This is a genomic window from Cedecea selenatireducens, assembly GCF_042138895.1.
Lineage (GTDB): Bacteria > Pseudomonadota > Gammaproteobacteria > Enterobacterales > Enterobacteriaceae > Cedecea > Cedecea selenatireducens.
In genome coordinates this window covers 153,108-170,370 of sequence record NZ_JBHIKW010000008.1, presented here as the reverse complement: position 1 = coordinate 170,370, position 17,263 = coordinate 153,108, and the positions used below count along the sequence as shown (strand labels likewise).

The following is a 17,263-nucleotide window of genomic DNA, read 5'->3' as shown; positions in this document are numbered from 1 at the left end:
CTACACGCATGGGCGGAAGTGAAGCGAAGCAGCTGTTCAAACGTTCATCGGCATTCTTTTATTGATTAGCCGCTATACCTCGCCCGCAGGTGAGTTAAGCCTCACCTGTTCCGTTGAAAGGTATAAAACCAGCAGCGCCTGCGCCTCGGCGAGCACCGCCTTACGCTCCTTTTCATTCTGAAGATTGGCCGCCGCCGCGCCTTTGAGCATTTGCAGAATCACAATAGTCATCAGGCCGGCTCGTTCGGCGGATAAACCAGGGATAACAATCTGGAGCGCGCTGGAAAACCCGCCACGCATGGCATCCCTGAACTGAAGTCGGGCCGCTTGATGCTCGCCGCGCTCTTCCACCAGCCTGAGGGCAAAGGTGCGCTGTGACTGAAGCGAGAGCACAAAGCGGGTGAACAGGTCTGCCGCCTTCGGAATATCCACCCCGGTCACGCTGGCCTCCAGCACCTCCAGCCGGTCAATCACCTCGCGGGTGTACTCCAGCAGCAACGCATCGGCCAGCGACTCTTTGTTCGGGAAAAACCGATACAGCGAACCGATTGCCGTGCCGGAGCTGGCGGCGATTTCGGTCATAGTCACGGCATCAAAGCCCTTTTCGGCGAAGAGCCGGGTTGCCGCTTCGGTGATAGCCGCCACGCGGAGATGGCCACGCAGGCGTTTAGGCGGTGTGGGCGTTAAGAGAGCTGGTTTTGTCATAAAAGTATTTCGTTTCCATCCGCTAACATTTAATCGCATGCATCGATTGAGATATGCGAGGACATCCTCTAGAATCCTGAGTTATGCGAGGACTCCCTCGCATAATGTAACTTCCCATGAGTTTAAGCCACGGCTCTGGCGCGAGCCAGCTTAAACCGAATATTCTTCCGCGCTGCGGGCGGCTATGGAACGATGAAGAAACAAGATCCTGCTCAACCCAACGGTAATCGCCTGCTGTCACCCCAGCGTATGCAGTGGAGCACGCTGATTATTGCCACCGTGCTTTGCGGGGGACTGCTGACCTGGCTGAACATTCCTGCCGCCCTGCTGCTGGGGCCGATGATAGCCGGGATCGTTATCTCCCTTAACGGCGCCAGAATTCAGCCCAACGGCACGCTGTTTCTCATCGCCCAGGGCATCATCGGCTGCATGATTGCCAGCAAAATGCCCCACAGCCTCGCCGACACCTTTGGCGCTCACTGGCTGCTGTTTATCGTCTGCGTCTTTTCGGTGATTTTTATCTGTATGCTGCTCGGCTGGATATTAACCCGCATGCGTATCCTGCCCGGCACCACCGCGTTCTGGGGATTAAGCCCCGGCGCCGCAACGGCCATGACGCTGATGGCCGAAGCCAACGGCGCGGACACACAGCTTGTCGCCGCCATGCAATATCTGCGCGTGATCATGGTGGCAAGCGTTGCTTCCGTGCTGATGAAAGTCTCAGGCGAGCACGTGCCTGCCACGTCGGTGGCGATAGATCTTTTTGCACACGGCTCTTACGTTGCGATGGCAGAAACCTTCGGGCTTATCGCCTTCGGCTGTATTGCGGCCAGACTGCTACGCCTCCCCGCCGGGGCGCTACTGATAACCCTGGTGGCTGGCGTGGTGCTCTCACAAAATAACTGGATAGAGATAGCCCTGCCGCAGTGGGTGCTGGTCCTCGCGTACACCATTGTCGGCTGGCGTATTGGGCTGAAATTCACCCGCCCGCTGCTAAAACATGCCGCCCAGGTACTGCCCCGCATCGCGGTCAGCATTGTGATTCTGATTGCCCTTTGCGGGGTGATGGCGGCGGTGCTGGTGAAAGTTACCGATATCGACCCGCTCACCGCTTATTTAGCCATGAGCCCCGGCGGCGCGGATTCCATAGCGATTATTGCCGCCTCCAGCAAGCACATTGACATCGCCTTTGTGATGTCGATGCAGATGACCCGCTTTATTATTCTGGTCGCCTTCGGGCCAATCATCGGCAATATCATGAGGCGGCAGGCTAAGAGGTAAAACTCAATTCCTGGCTGAACCCCGTTTCATCGCATCTTCAATATAGTTTTCGATATGAATGTTGTGCTCCTTGCTCACTCGCTGAATAAACTCTGGGAGGAAATCGGACGAAGCGTGAAGCGTATTCGCGACAGGGGCGTCAAAATCACGCAGAGTGAAACGAATATTTCCCCTCAATGTCGAATGCTGCAACAAACCGTGTGCAATCATCTCGAGGACAGCACGTCTGTCATCATCCCTATGCAGATCATCCAGATCGGCAAGGTGAATCTCAAAGTCGAAAGAGTAGCCCATAAAACCTGACTCAACCGGTTGCGAGTAAATCAGTCGCTCACCTTCCTGGTTCGCACAAGGTTCCAACCCATCACCCAATAATCGAGCTGACTGCACAACTTCCTCCATCTGATGTTGATTCTTTCTTATCAACGGAAGAGCGGCATGGGCTGCAGCTTTTAATGTTGTATTATTTTTCAAACACCTACTATTTAATTAACAAACCTTACCAGGGTATGCACAAAATATAAAGGTATCTGTTTGAAGGCTCATCGGAATTGGTCACAAGATACGCAAATAAACATACTGTCGCGCCGCAAGACTACCGCCTGGTTATGCATGGCATATAGCAATATCAGTTCCGTAACGACTCTATAGTGCAGGGGTCGGAAAATGACACATATAATGGCTGCCCGATATCCCTCACCTGAGGATAAGAACAGTGATAATTAATAAGAAACCCTTATCAACCTACGCTGCGGGTTGCTGGTAACGCGGCTAACATGTACAAATCCACATCGTTTCCCGGCATTGCCAAATAACAACTGAACACATACTTTCAACATATTTTCAAAAAACAATTTACTCACCAACTCATTCGCATTTATAAATGCACAATATTACACAACCGAGCACAAGAAATCATAAGAAAAACTAGTGCAATTACTCATTATATGCGCATAAACGCAGTAATACAGGCCTAAAACTTAAGAAACTCTGATTTAAATGTTGTATTTATCTCTTGCACAATGTAAAAAAAAACATAAACAAAAATGTATGATTACACATTGTAATCAAATAAGAATGTGCTAATTTAGTCATTACAAGGGAAGTTCAAAGCGCTAAAAAAACATCTACACTGCCTTCTTTTATTTAAACTTCACACGGTGATCACCCATAAATTCGATACAAGCGCCTATTAGAAATGGAGTTATTATGTCAACCACAATACCTTATCAAGCCGTGTCTCGTTTAGGGAATAAGATTAAAAATCACAAAAACACTTTAAAACTTTCTGTAGGTTCAAATAAAAACATCAACTTCGAGCCCTTTGGAAAAAAATGCATTATTTACTTAGACGAAGGTAGCATTAGCTTACATCGTAAAAAAGACAGCGTGTTACTTTTTAAGTTTGACTCGCCATTCATCGTCGGTCTTGATCAGTTGTTTTTTAGCACGGAATATTATTACATCACTCCAAATGATAATGTTTCACTGTATTTGTTATCACATGAGGACGCTATTGAGATATTTGATAAAGATAAATCGTGGAAGGATATAGCACAATTAATGAGCTATTTCATGGGGCTTAATGAGCATCGCAGCCACAATCTGGCAGAAAACAGAAGTGTTTATGACATAATTAAAATTCATCTGGAGATAATTTGGGCATTACCTGAGGCTGAGCGAGAAAAAACCTCAGTATTTGATTATATTCTCAAAAGACATAAGATATCCAGAAGCTCGATCGCTAAAATAATAAAAGAATTAAACAATGGAAATTATATCACAACAAAACGCGGCGTATTAATTAACTTTAATAAGCTACCATCAAAATTCTAAATCATCCATTTCCATAAAACGCAGAAACTCATGTTTCAATAAAGGTTTCGATAGAAAAAAGCCTTGAAACAAACATGGGTTTCTTTTAAGAAGTGAGTATTGAGCATCAGTTTCTATATTCTCAATCACTGCAATGGCATTAATACTGGCTATTAAAGACAAACACCCCGTTACAATGGATAGCGATCTTTCATTTGAGTCAATTTCATTTAGCAAATCACCAGATAACTTCACATAGTCAAAATGATATTTTGAAAGAGTATCAATGTTACTGTAGCCGGAACCAAAATCATCAAGGGACAATGCCAGTCCCATAACTTTCAATCGATTGAACAACTGCACCATTTGTTTATGATTGGGCAAAGGATAACGCTCGGTAAGCTCCAGGATAAAATTAATATTTTTCGGCATTCCCTGCACTAACGAAAAGATATCGTTAATAAAAAACTGACTTTGAAAGTGTAAACCAGACACATTCAAGCTAATGCTAATATCTTTCATTACTGACCATGACTTAATATCATCCCTGACCAAATGAAAAAGATGTAAAGTCAAAGGAATTATACAGCCAGATGATTCCGCCTGAGAAATAAATTCAAGCGGGTTGATTTCCACGCCTGCATTATTTCTCCAACGTAAAAAAACCTCTACGCAGTCAAACAACTGCGTCACATTATTATATATAGGCTGATACATAACATAAAACTCACCGTTATTAATAGCTGAGTAAATCTTTCTTTTTGATAAAAAACCCATTGCATAACCTCGACAAAACTTTTAACTAAATCTACATGCTGCTCGCTAGCGACTAAGTTAAAAAAATCCGCATATTTCTTATTTGCTGAACTTTATTATACATACCAACAACGTTGCTAACGTTTAGTTTCCTCATAATTTCAGAGCGACAATAATAAACACTCTTCATCGAAATATTAAGAATCGTTGATATAGAAGAAAAAGAATAATTTTCCATAATTAATGTTATTAACATTGTCTCTCGATGAGAAAAAAAATCCTTGTACATGCAGTTATGTATTAGCGAACCCCCCTCATCACTATTAGTAAAAGCCACTTTAAGATCATCATACAACTGTTCACAAGATCCTTTAGCGACAACATATATTGCACGACTAAAACCCCCTGGCATTTGGAACAATTTAAAATCATTTTTATGATCCATTAAAATAACGATCAAAGCATCATCATCGAATTTCTGTGCCTTACTTATTTGATAACAATATTCAGGTTCGACTAGAATAACTACGGAATATCTCTCTGGTATAAGGTGTTCAAGATTATTTATAATAGTAGCTACACCTTTGGCTAAAAAAAAATTTGCGCCAACGAATATAATTTCCTTTAACATATCACTCTGTCCCTAAGATATATATTTTACCACCCGCCGCATCTACCTTCCCGCCATAGATGCTTATAGAAATGTTTTTATTAGGCACATCCTTATCCAACAAGACATTTCTCACCGCCATAATTCGCAAATAAGTTAATCGGTTTGAAACGGCAGAACTCGCCGATGAAACACCCCAAATGAGAACTTTTTGGTTATTGGCAAAACTTTGCGAAAACAAACTATTCAGTTCAGACTTCACTTCATCATCAATTACAACAGTATCTTTAGGGTATAAAATAGCAAGCAGTTTATCTCTTTCCTTTTTCACAATAACTTTATCTATTACATTTTCGTTCTGAACGACTGGATCGCTAGTGACATTTACAATCAGAGTTTTTCCAGATGATGCTGAAGGTTTATCATTTTTTTGGTTAGATAAAGCCAGGTTATTTACATCATTAATTGCTGCACCTAAGGATGCCTTGGCTGGATCACCGTCCGCCCCTGCCTCGGATGAGGATTCATTCTTTGCCTCTACGCTACGGTCTTTGTTAATCATAAGGTCAACTCGACTTTTGTAAGGTTCTTTATTCACCGCTGCATTTTCCAGCGAAGATTTGTTTTTATTATCCGCATTAATCACGCGTAGCCTCGAAGACTCCATACCTAATACAAAGATAGCGATAGCGAATATCGCTGAGAGGAAGAGTAAATTTAAGACTAAATTCATTAGCGCATCAACATACCCTGGCCAGAAATCTATTTCTTCCTGCTTACTCATGATGCCTCACAAAAAATTAAAAAATCACTCTATCGTGGGTTTATCATCCCTGATGAATTTAATCTTAACCGCATTTTGATTACTAACATCGGGAGACACGGGGATTAATTTGACAATGACTTTTTCCCGCTCGTAACCACTGTCAAGAAAATAATTACGTACTGCAAGTATGCGTATATAAGCAATACGCGATGCAGTTTCAACATCAACCGAAGCTGATGCAGAGATGGTGACGCGATACCCCACGAGGTGTTGTTCAACTATGGTAGTTGACATTTTTTTTGCTGCCTCACTCAGCTTGTAGATCCCATCGGAAAACTGATACGTGATATCTGAATCATCTTCACTTTTTCTTTCAGACAGCACTTTTCGATCGTTTTCAATAACTACGTGATTATTAATTGAACCTTCATTGCCCGGCATGTCTAGCAAAGGATTAGAACCCTTTTTTAACAGGCCATTACTGCTCTCTTGCACTATGGAAAGTACGCGAACCGCTTCGCTACTCTGTAAATTCAACGCCGCATCACTATTCCCCATCTCTGCCACAGCAGTAGTTTTTTCTCCTTCGGATGCCGCCAGCTCTTTTTTATCATTTTGAACCTCACCTCCTACCGGAGAGGTTAATTTTATGTCACCGTCGATGTTTGGCTTAAATCCCTGGACTATTTTCTCATGAATGCTCGCACCAATTTGAAAAATCCCCAGACCAAGTACGGCGATAAGAAGCAACAAACTAATCCCCAGGCCGGCGACAGCTGCAACATAACCGGGCCAAACATTTGGCCCCCCACCAGATGTTTTCATATGATGTCTTCAAACAATAATCGTACCGTTGCTAATTAATGTATGGATATCCGTGGGCAGCGTATTAACATTTGTTAAAAATATAGTTTGGCTATTCGTGCCCGGACCATTGCCATCTACGTCAATAATAATCGCTGTCCCTGTTTTTCCACTATCCCAACCCAGTGTGCCAGCCTGAGTTGTGTTATTACGAATACTGACGATCCATTGGCTGATGTCACTGGTGTCTTTGTTATATCCTTCCAGTAATTGTGAAATATCTATGCGGTCACCGTTAGTACCATCCCAAACCTGGAAGTCACGGATCACATCAACAGAACTCCCCGTAGCATCGCCACGTTTCCAAACGAATAAATCATTATCGTTTACGTTAGTAAGATTTTGACCATTAAACCAGCCAGTGCCGCCGCGACCATACATAATATCGTTGCCCCGGCCTCCGGTAATAATATCGTTACCCCCGCCACCCATGATGTAATCATTACCTGCGCCACCATTTATAATATCATTACCCCGCCCCATATCCTGGGTAAACATGAGTCCGGTGCCACTGAGAAACTGGCTTCGTGCATCCGCAACGGTGGAGCTTACAACGCCGCTGTTGTTAAAAGTTGAGGAACCATTCGCACCGACGTCCGTTTCAGCGACATAGTCATTTATACTGCTATTTTGGACCCCCCAGCCGCCGCCATTACCTCCTCCGGGATTTCGAGTTGGGCCTAAGGTTGTTCCGCTACTACCAACGGTATTCCCCCCCCCGGCCGCTGCGCCAAGCCCCCCCGCGAAACCACCGCTGCCACCATACACGCCGCCGCCGCCGCCGCCGCCATATCCGCCAATACCATTCGAACCACTCCAACCGGAGAAACCATCACCGAATATAATATCGTCTCCCTCTCCGGCATCTATGTAATCATCTCCACCTCCGGCAAGGCCACCTCGGGAGTTCCCACTCGGATCACCGGCATAAGGGTGTCTCCCGCCGCCTCCGCCAGAACCATCGCCAAATATCAGATCGCCTTGTGCGGTACCGACAATATTATCGTTACTGCCGCCGCCATTTCCTCCAGCATAGGAACTGCCGCTTGTCCATTTTGAACTGCTCCCGCCATTACCAGACCCGTCGGCCCAAATAATCATTGCGTTATCACTGGACTTAAACGACAGAGAATCATTGATTTTGAATTCGGACTCGCTCCTTACTGAAGGCTGCGTAATGCTGTAATCCACGCGCGCGAAGCTCCCCTGCTGGTTAGCATCAGTCTGCGTATAAGCAATAGTCACTCTGCCCAGCATAATATCTTCAAGTGTTACGCTGTTCGCCAGTACACCTTCTTTATAAACTAAGGTATTCGTTAAATTATAGAATGTTATTGTAATATTTTTAGGGAAATCGCTGGCCAGTCCAAAGTGGCCTGCTGTTAACGTTTCCGTAGCCCGCGAAGAGTTTATTAAAATATTATTATCCATCGCATCAATGCTGCTTCCGCTGGATAATAACAGCGCGACTTTATCAATAAACACTGGGGGATTAACATCAGCAATAATCACTAAGGGTTGCGTTGACCCCTGCTGGTTTCCAGCAACATCGGTAACGATCACTTGTAACCTGTTGGTGTCATTGGCACGAAGATTAACAGAGATATCCTGTTTATCTCCGGTCATTGTAAAGTTAGCCAACTCCTCCCCGGCATCGAATTTATTATTATTATTTAAATCATTAAAAACAATCGCCTGGCTTCCTTTTTCGCCACTTACCGTCACCGTGACCTTAGTATTATAAGTAATATTATCATTATTAATGCCGCTATCACTCCCAGGTGTTAATGTTACCTGAGAATCAGGCACGGTATTATCAATCGTAATATCCGCCAGCTTTGTCGAAGCACTTTGATTACCTGTAATATCTTCTTGTAAGACTTTCAGATTGTTATATTCACCTTGTGCAAGATATGCAACATCCACAACGCCTTGCGCACTCCCTTTTAGGGTTGTTTGTCCAATCAACTCACCTTCATCTAACTTGTTATTATTGTTGCTGTCATTATATATTTTAACTGTTGCTCCTAGCTCTCCTTTCACGTTAAAGGAGAGGTTATTTTTTGCCGTGATAAAATCATCATTTTTCACACCAGAATCTGATTTCTTATCAAGTAGTGCTTCAGCCACGTCGGGCGCAATGGTATCTAACAAAAAATTTACCGCAGGCAAAACCTGTCCGGATGAAGTAGACCCCGTAACCACAATATTGCCTTGTCCCAATTGAGCAAGCTCTTCTGCCGTCAAAGTAATAGCAACGGGAAGCTCCGCGCCTGCCCCTGTTACCTGACGAGTTACAGTCCCATTGGTACCGGCAAATGAAAGTGATACGACTGTCCCTGAAGCTGCAACGACACTGACAACCCCGTCTGTCGACTGAGCCTCAATTGCATTCACACCGTCTATGCTTGCTTTGGTCAAATCCAATTTTGTCGGCACAGGCGTTGATGTTGGAGGAAGAGTAGTTGTTGTTGTTGCACCGCCGCTTTCGCCCCCTCCACCTCCGCCACCCAAGAAAACTCCCGCTACAGCCCCTACCGCTCCGATGATAGTTGCTGTTGGAGCCCATTTAAGTATCGTCGCAAAAATACCATCTGGTGCCACTGCCGTGGACGTGGCATTCTCACTCACAGCGCTTGCAGATCCCGCAGTCTTATTGTCCGAAGCACCACTGTCACTGACCAGTACATCCTCATTAGATTGATCCGCACTCGCAACAGCCACATCACTTAATTCACTAACTTCCATTTTACCGGCCATGCGTAACAGCGCTGCGCCTTCGATCTCTTTGTCAGTAAATTGAATTTTAAATTGGCTATCAATCATTGACCTTAGCGCACCATCCTTGATTACTGCACGTTTCCCAGACCTTAAGGTAATAACAAGGTCGGTATCTGCTACTTTTATTTCTTTAACATCACTTAGGGCAATATTATTTAATGTAATTTTCGTATCTGCGGTGGCCATATTGTTTAATCTCTATCTACTGACATTGAAACAATTGTACGTAATTTAGCTGATACACCCTCAAAGGAGTAACGGCAGGCATTTAGCCCGTCGAGAATCATCGAAACTTCATTCCCAACAGAAAATACCTTCCCCTCTGATGCATCTAATGCTTCGGCTAACAAGGTATTGAACAACGCCATTTTTTCGCTTGAGGTGTTAATAGCTTTTAATATGTCATTATTTGAAAGTAACAATTTTGTATTTTGCCCTTGCTGCTCAGAACGCAAACTAGTGAGTTGCTCATTTATTTGCTGCCATGAATCAATCCAGTGGGAGCCAGAACTCAATACAGTTGTGAATTTTTTATCGATGAGGTTACGCTCATTGAGCGCCTTTGCGGTCGCAGTCATTGCCTCTGTGACTGCACTAAGCTGCTGGGTAACATTAAAGAATTTTGATAGTAAATCATCCTTGATCATTACCAACTGAACCATCTCTGAATCGCTCACCTGCGTTTTTTCATTTACCACCTGCAGAGCAGCATAATTCATGGATAACTTATCGAAGGTATCGAATGCCGTATCGTGAACCCGCCCCAGTAATGTGGTGGCAGTTTTCCCCACGGAGAGTACAACAGCGCCGAGTATCAAAGATCCCAACAAGCCATAAAGTGAAGCAACGAATGCAGTACCCATGCTCTTCATCGGAGCCTGAAGTTGCACAAGCATGGCACTAAACATTGCCGTTGGGTCACTATTATCCCCCCCGCCGGTTAACGCGGCGAAAAGTTTGCCCAAATCCTCAAGTGCGCCAAGCAGGCCGATAAACGTTCCCACCAGCCCAATGCCAACCAATGCTCCTGCAATAAAGCCCGGGAAAGAAAGTCTCTCGCCGATCTCTTTTTCAGCATGCTCGACCTGACGCTGCAATTCATTTCGGTGATGATTTAAAGGATTTTCGACATAGCTGACTAATAAACCAAAGGCCTCTTTATAGGGCATCGCATGTGATAAACCATTGACCAGGGTGGCATATTGAGAACTATCGCTTCTACGCCATTTTCTGGCAAAAGAATCGTAGAAAAACAATTTTATTAATGTCCACCCAGCCAAAACAATACCCATAATCAAAAAAGCAAAAATAGTATATACCAATGCCGGATGCGGCGTGGATTTTATAGATGAAACGATGTCATCAAGAAAAAGGAAAACACCGCCAGCAACCAACAAAATCACTGACCAGAAGGCCTTTATAAAATAAATAAAATATCTAACCCCAACACTAGCACATGCATAAAAAGCATCGAATCTCTTGAAAGAGAAGGTTTTCATCTTCTTAGCCCCAGCGAATACAAAGTAAAATAAAATGAAAGGCACACTAACAACGCCGGCAGCCATAATTAGGCAAGCTCATCAGACACTGATATATGTGATACTTAACAACACCCGCAATCACGATTATAACTTTGCAAGCAAGAAAATTCCTAGCCAGCTCGGGATGGATGAGTAATATTACACAAAACCCAATTACGCCCTCGCAAAAAAACGCACCTCAGGAAGAGCATAACACCATGTTAAGAAAGGTTTTTTAATTTAAATAAACACTGCATTAGTACACATAACTTAAGACAAAAAGGCCGATCGCCAGAATGGTCACTGATTCATTAATTGTTTAACATTTGTTTTGAGTTAGAATGAATAAATAACACTTTGGATTTATGCAACATCTACAACTCCAAACATTTACCAACTTCTCTCTAATCATATAGAAGTGTATTTTTCTATGAAGAAAACATATTCAGCCCGCCATAAAGAATCAATTGAAAATTCCACTAAGAATAGCCAGGAACAGATCATATCAGGTCCGGGGGCAGGACAAACCACCGTTACCCCTGGCTCTCATCTGATAACCCGTGAAGCAAAAAAAAACGTTGAGAATAAAGATGATCACGAGGGCTATAAAAAACTTGGATGGTGGGCTCTGGGTATTGGCGCGCTGGGTGGCGTTACGGCAGCGATATTGGGTGGTCATAGTTCAGGAGATGAACCACGCCCTGACTTGCCAGCCAGGCCAACGCCGCCTGAAGGTGTGACGGCGATACCCGGCGCAGAAATAACCGCGATCAATGATAATGTTGGCCCCATTATCGGGAATATTACAAGAGGTGGGATTTCAGATGATGCAAATCCTATATTAACAGGCAAAACCACAGCCCCCCTCACCGCCAGACAAACCATAAACATATTCGACAACGGTAATTTCCTCGGCAATGCCACTTTCGATGCTGCCACCCTGACCTGGCGTTATGCTGATACCAGATCGTTGAAGAATGGTGTTAATCCGTCCTATACCGCTCAGGTTATCGATAGTGATGGCACAGCGTCGCAGGTGAGTGAGTCTTATGAGATTCATATTGTCATTCTCCCCACCACGACCGCCAACATTAACAGTGTGGTGACTCATACTGGCACCGTCATGGAGAATGGCGGAGCAACGAATGAGACAAGTTTACAGCTCTCTGGCTCGCTAAGCGCCCCACTGAAAGACGGTGAAACTGTTCGCATCTATGACGGCAAAACCTTCCTGGGAACGGCTATCGTGGACAACATCGGGCAGACCTGGCGTTATATCGATGCCCGTACACTTAGCGACGGCGACAAACCATCTTACAACGCCCAGGTTGCCGATTCTGATGGGAATTTTAATTCATCCGGTGCGTCATGGAGTGTGTCTATAGATACATCCCCGCCTACGACAACGGCAACCGTGACCGGAGTTGAAGATGACGTTGGGATTATTACCGGCAATGTTACGAGCGGCAATACAACCGATGACTCGCATTTATTTATCTCCGGGACGCTTAACGGCCCCCTTGTGGCGGGTGATACCATCCGCGTCTATGACGGCATGACGTTTCTTGGTATGGCCAGCGTTGACAGGGTAAATCAAACCTGGACATATACTGACTCCCGTACCCTGGTTAACGGTGCCATCCCCTCCTATACCGCGCGAGTCACCGATGCCGCAGGAAATCAGTCCGCTGCAGGTGTGCCCTATAGCGTAACCATTGATACTTCTGTGCCAGCTACCTCAGCAATAGTCACCGGCGTAGCTGACGATGCTGGGGTCATCACGGGTAATGTTGCTAACGGGGGAACAACTGACGACACCAGTTTGGTTATTTCAGGTACGCTTAGCGCCGCAGCAGCAAACGGAGAGACCATTCGCATTTATGATGGCGCCACCTTCCTGGGTATTGCTACCGTTGATTTAAGCAACAATACCTGGCGTTATGCAGACACGCGAAGCCTGAAAAACGGCGCAGCGCCTTCTTATACAGCACGAGTTGCTGATGCAGCAGGAAATATGTCTGACGCAGGTACGCCCTATAGCGTCACCATAGATACGACTGTCCCTGCCACGACAGCTACTGTTACCGGAGTAACGGATAACGTGGGTGCTGTCACCGGCAACGTGGCAAACGGCGGTACTACCGATGACACCAATCTGGTTATTTCAGGTACGCTTAGCAAAGTCCCCGCCTTACAGGAAACTGTGCGTATATATGACGGTACGACATACCTCGGCAATGCCACGATTAATGTCAGCACTAGCACATGGAGTTACACCGATACACGAACTCTGACGAATGGCACGTCTCCCTCCTATACCGCACGGGTTGCAAACAGTATTGGCGCTCAGTCAGATGCAGGTGATGCTTACAGCGTCACGATTGAAACCAATATAGCCGAAGTCACTGCGGTAACTGACAATGTAGGTATTGTCACAGGCGAGGTCGCTGCTGGCGGCACAACTGATGACCAGAGCCTCGAAATAAGCGGCACGCTGCACAAGGCACTGGAGATCGGAGAAAGCGTGCGTGTTTATGATGGCTCTACCTTCCTGGGTACCGCTACCGTTGATAACGTAAATAAAACCTGGCATTACACCGACACCAGAATCCTGGATGATGGTGCAACACCTTCTTTTACGGCACAAGTTTCTGATGCTGCTGGTAATCTCTCTACGGCTGGAACAGCATGGAACGTGACCATTGTGACTTCCGTGCCGGAGACGACAGCTAGCGTCACTGGCGTTGCCGATGATACGGGAATTATCACCGGCAACGTTGAAAATGGCACAACGACTGATGACACCAGACTGGTCATCACCGGGACGCTTAACGCAACCCCGGCAACCGGCGAAACGGTCCGAATCTATGACGGCACGGTATTTCTTGGCGTGGCTACAATTAACCCCAGCACCAACAACTGGAGTTATACCGACACTCGTACCCTACTCAACGGTGCAATCACTTCTTATACCGCACGGGTTGCAGATACAGCCGGCAATATGTCAGCGTCAGGCACGGCTTATAGTGTGACTATTGATACCACTGCCCCGACAACCACGGCTAGTGTTACCGGAGTAGCCGACAATGTTGGTATAGTTACGGGGAATGTTGCTAACGGAGGGACAACTGACGACACCCAGTTGGTCATTTCCGGTACTCTCAGCACATCTCTGGCTAACGGTGAAGTCGTGCGTATATATGACGGCGTTACTTTCCTCGGAATTGCTTCCGTTAATAATGCTACAAACAGTTGGAGCTATACGGAAACACGCACTCTGGCAAATGGTGCAACCCCTTCTTATACCGCACAGGTGGCAGACGCAGCAGGTAATCTTTCAACAGCGGGTTCTGCCTACCATGTGAATGTGGTAACCACAGGTCCGACAACTGTCGCAGCGGTGACCGGAGTAACGGATAGCGTGGGGCCCGTTACCGGCAACGTCCCCAATGGAGGCACAACTGACGACACAAGCCTGGTAATTTCGGGCACATTGAGTGCAACACTTGCTACAGGTGAAAGTGTGCGTATCTATGACGGTTTGGTTTTCCTCGGCACCGCCACCATCAATACAGCCGGTGGAACCTGGAGCTACACCGATACCAGAACGCTCTCGAGCGGAGATAAACCCTCCTATACCGCCCGCGTAACTGACTCATTAGGTACACAATCCGCCGCCGGAACCGCTTATACCGTGACGGTATATACAGGAACTACACCTATCACGCCCTCAACGCCTACGCTTGATCTCAGTGCGTCCTCCGATAGCGGTACATCCGATACGGATAATGTGACTAACGTTACAACAATGACCTTTAATCTCACAGGAACCGATGGTTCTGCCGTTCGCGTATTCAATGATGTTAATAACAATGGTGTGGTAGATGCAGGGGAATTACTGGGGAGCGGAACCCTCAGTGCTAATGGTACAACCAGTATTACAACCACGGTTATGGCCAGCGGGACTTACAATAATATTAAGGCAATCGCGAATAATACCGCCGGAAATAGCTCCTCCGCATCTGCGGCACATAGCCCAATAATTCTTGATACCAGCTCGGTCATTACGGCAAAATTAAATAGCGGCGCTAACGACGATGGTATTATCAGTACAGAACCCCAACTAACAGGTACTGGTGAAGTATCATCCACCATTATCTTTTTTAACGACACAAACAATAATGGTGTCGTTGATACAGGCGAGCAACTAGCGACATTTACCACCAGCGCCGCCACGGCAACATTGGATCAATGGGTAAATATTCCTGCTGGCAACTATACCAATTTAAAAATTCAGCAGGTCGACCTCGCGGGTAACCGCGCTGTGATATCACTTGGCAGCCAGCTTGTGGATGCTTCTGGCCCTCTTGCCAGCCTGCAGCCACAAACAGCCCTTCAACTCAATCGCTCTACTAGCAGTTCCGATCAACCATCAGATGGATTTTTAGTCAATGGCTCATCCAATGGAGAAATACTGACATTGGCTCATTTTGGCTTACAGCCGGATGCTCGCCCCGATAAGATATTCATCACCTTTGACATCCTCACTAATGCCACTGTTTATCTGAACGGTAACGTCACAACCCGAATCACTATGCAAGATATCGTATCCGGTAAAGTGCGCATTACCTATAACCAAACCCCCTCATCGCTTATTGAAAATGGTACTGCAGCTGAAGTTTCTTATACCATTTCTGAACCTGATGCATGGGGCCGTCAATATGATATTCATGGCAATCTCCAATTTAATATAGGAAATTCACAGGCTGTTATTTGGGGAGATGAATCAGGAAAAGGAGGAAAAGGTGCAATAAGTGTCTCATCGGGAACCGGTGAAGCCGGTAGCGCCGGCATTGGCCTCGCCGATACTTTAATTGGTACCACAGAGAACGATCTTATTTTCGGCGATGGTTCTGGCGGTGGGGGTGGCGGTGGAGCGTCAGGAACACGCACCGGTGCACCTGGCGCAGGCGGCGGTGGCGATGACCGAATCTTTGGCGGGGCTGGGAACGATATTATTTTTGGTGATGGATTCTCTGGTTCTAACGTCAATAACACCATGAACGGCTCAGCAGGTGGATATGGTGGCGGTGGTGGCGGCGGCGGTGGTTTTTATGTTGGAGGGTCAACAGGTGCCGTGGGTGGAGTCGGCGCCGGTAATGGAGGCAATGGTGGCACAAATACAACCAGCATTTCTTCAGGCAGCACTCTGGGTGCAGCCGTTAGCGGTTCAGCCGGATATGGACCTGATGGTAGCAACAGAACCTCCGGCGGTGGCGGTGCAGCCGTTGACGCAGATTCAGATAATACGACGAATAAAGGCGCGGCTATCATTGAATCTGATGGAAAAAATATTGCTGGCGCCACAGACAATACCGGAACTACTGCAGATGCGTACAACACTACCCTGAATGCTCTAAGAGATGGACCCGGCGGCAGTAACACAGAAAACCGGATGTTTGAGCAAGTAATGGGTGGTGGCAATGATTATATCGACGCAGGGGACGGCAATGACTGGATAATGGGCGGTTATGGTAATGACACTATTATTGGTGGCCGCGGCAATGACACTATGTGGGGTCGGGGCGGAGGTATCGGAGGCACAGCCACGGATAACGATTTATTTGTCTGGCGTGCGGGAGATGCCACTGGCAACGCCACCGATATCATCAAGGATTTTGAGGCGTGGAATGGCACAAGCGGCGACAAACTAGATATCGGCGACTTACTGGTTGGCTTAAAAGGAAGTAGCGGATCTAACATAGCCGATTGGGTAACCATAACCACCGGGGGTGGTAATACCAACATTACGATTGATATCGATGGAAAAGGTACAGGCACTACAATGCAAAATATTATTTTGCAAGGTACAGTACTGAATACTACAGATGTTACGACCCTGATAAACAGCCATGTAATCATCATTTAAAACGCAGACCGATCGATTTAGTTTAATGAAGTGGCCGATTATAAAAACCTGATAAAATCGGCCTCTCCTTACACGTGCTAAAGTATTATCAAGCGATACTTCCCCCTTCATCACACTCCAACTACACAAGCAAAAATACACATGTGTAAAGTTACACAATAAAATAAACACAAAAAACCAATCCAAATCAAATCAAATCAAAAACACAATTCATTGTTTTTATTGATTTTTAACAA

General features: G+C 45.8%; 11 protein-coding genes. 3 read left to right on the top strand and 8 right to left on the bottom strand.

The window, feature by feature from the left end; all coding sequences use genetic code 11:
• Positions 1-72: 72 nt before the first annotated feature.
• Positions 73-705, bottom strand: coding sequence for a TetR/AcrR family transcriptional regulator (locus ACE38U_RS14705; protein WP_375530024.1), 633 nt, complete (start codon positions 703-705; stop codon positions 73-75).
• A 192-nt stretch (positions 706-897) separates the two neighbouring features.
• Here ACE38U_RS14705 and ACE38U_RS14700 point away from each other — a divergent pair, with 192 nt between their 5' ends.
• On the top strand, positions 898-1,986 hold the full coding sequence (locus ACE38U_RS14700) for an AbrB family protein (RefSeq protein WP_375530023.1): 1,089 nt from the start codon (positions 898-900) through the stop codon (positions 1,984-1,986).
• A 3-nt stretch (positions 1,987-1,989) separates the two neighbouring features.
• On the opposite strand, the gene ACE38U_RS14695 is transcribed toward ACE38U_RS14700, so the two are convergent.
• A complete protein-coding gene (locus ACE38U_RS14695) occupies positions 1,990-2,460 on the bottom strand; it encodes a hypothetical protein (protein WP_375530022.1) in 471 nt (156 codons plus the stop codon).
• Between the two features lie 735 nt (positions 2,461-3,195).
• Here ACE38U_RS14695 and ACE38U_RS14690 point away from each other — a divergent pair.
• Positions 3,196-3,822 (top strand): helix-turn-helix domain-containing protein, encoded by a 627-nt coding sequence (locus ACE38U_RS14690; RefSeq protein ID WP_375530021.1) that lies wholly within the window; start codon positions 3,196-3,198, stop codon positions 3,820-3,822.
• Here the strand turns inward: ACE38U_RS14690 and ACE38U_RS14685 are convergent.
• From ACE38U_RS14685 to ACE38U_RS14660, 6 genes are read right to left on the bottom strand one after another with little or no spacing between them, the layout of a single operon-like run.
• A complete protein-coding gene (locus ACE38U_RS14685) occupies positions 3,811-4,578 on the bottom strand; it encodes an EAL domain-containing protein (protein WP_375530020.1) in 768 nt (255 codons plus the stop codon). The two genes, ACE38U_RS14690 and ACE38U_RS14685, sit on opposite strands and share 12 nt — an antisense overlap.
• A gap of 52 nt (positions 4,579-4,630) precedes the next feature.
• Positions 4,631-5,188 (bottom strand): helix-turn-helix transcriptional regulator, encoded by a 558-nt coding sequence (locus tag ACE38U_RS14680; protein WP_375530019.1) that lies wholly within the window; start codon positions 5,186-5,188, stop codon positions 4,631-4,633.
• A 1-nt stretch (position 5,189) separates the two neighbouring features.
• Entirely contained in the window at positions 5,190-5,951 is a 762-nt protein-coding gene (locus tag ACE38U_RS14675) for a hypothetical protein (protein ID WP_038472986.1), read from the bottom strand.
• A gap of 24 nt (positions 5,952-5,975) precedes the next feature.
• On the bottom strand, positions 5,976-6,758 hold the full coding sequence (locus tag ACE38U_RS14670) for a hypothetical protein (protein WP_375530018.1): 783 nt from the start codon (positions 6,756-6,758) through the stop codon (positions 5,976-5,978).
• Positions 6,759-6,767: 9 nt separating this feature from the next.
• Positions 6,768-9,764: a calcium-binding protein gene (locus tag ACE38U_RS14665; protein ID WP_038472991.1), complete on the bottom strand. Its 2,997-nt coding sequence runs from the start codon at positions 9,762-9,764 to the stop codon at positions 6,768-6,770.
• A gap of 5 nt (positions 9,765-9,769) precedes the next feature.
• On the bottom strand, positions 9,770-11,143 hold the full coding sequence (locus tag ACE38U_RS14660) for a hypothetical protein (RefSeq protein ID WP_375530017.1): 1,374 nt from the start codon (positions 11,141-11,143) through the stop codon (positions 9,770-9,772).
• 373 nt (positions 11,144-11,516) lie between these two features.
• Here ACE38U_RS14660 and ACE38U_RS14655 point away from each other — a divergent pair, with 373 nt between their 5' ends.
• Positions 11,517-17,027, top strand: coding sequence for a beta strand repeat-containing protein (locus ACE38U_RS14655; RefSeq protein WP_375530016.1), 5,511 nt, complete (start codon positions 11,517-11,519; stop codon positions 17,025-17,027).
• Positions 17,028-17,263: the final 236 nt, after the last annotated feature.

Excerpts from the sequence above, each read along its gene's own strand:
- ACE38U_RS14705 (WP_375530024.1), bottom strand. The coding sequence starts at position 705 with ATGACAAAACCAGCTCTCTTAACGCCCACACCGCCTAAACGCCTGCGT.
- ACE38U_RS14700 (WP_375530023.1), top strand. The coding sequence starts at position 898 with ATGAAGAAACAAGATCCTGCTCAACCCAACGGTAATCGCCTGCTGTCA.
- ACE38U_RS14690 (WP_375530021.1), top strand. The coding sequence starts at position 3,196 with ATGTCAACCACAATACCTTATCAAGCCGTGTCTCGTTTAGGGAATAAG.
- ACE38U_RS14685 (WP_375530020.1), bottom strand. The coding sequence starts at position 4,578 with ATGGGTTTTTTATCAAAAAGAAAGATTTACTCAGCTATTAATAACGGT.
- ACE38U_RS14680 (WP_375530019.1), bottom strand. The coding sequence starts at position 5,188 with ATGTTAAAGGAAATTATATTCGTTGGCGCAAATTTTTTTTTAGCCAAA.
- ACE38U_RS14675 (WP_038472986.1), bottom strand. The coding sequence starts at position 5,951 with ATGAGTAAGCAGGAAGAAATAGATTTCTGGCCAGGGTATGTTGATGCG.
- ACE38U_RS14670 (WP_375530018.1), bottom strand. The coding sequence starts at position 6,758 with ATGAAAACATCTGGTGGGGGGCCAAATGTTTGGCCCGGTTATGTTGCA.
- ACE38U_RS14665 (WP_038472991.1), bottom strand. The coding sequence starts at position 9,764 with ATGGCCACCGCAGATACGAAAATTACATTAAATAATATTGCCCTAAGT.
- ACE38U_RS14660 (WP_375530017.1), bottom strand. The coding sequence starts at position 11,143 with ATGGCTGCCGGCGTTGTTAGTGTGCCTTTCATTTTATTTTACTTTGTA.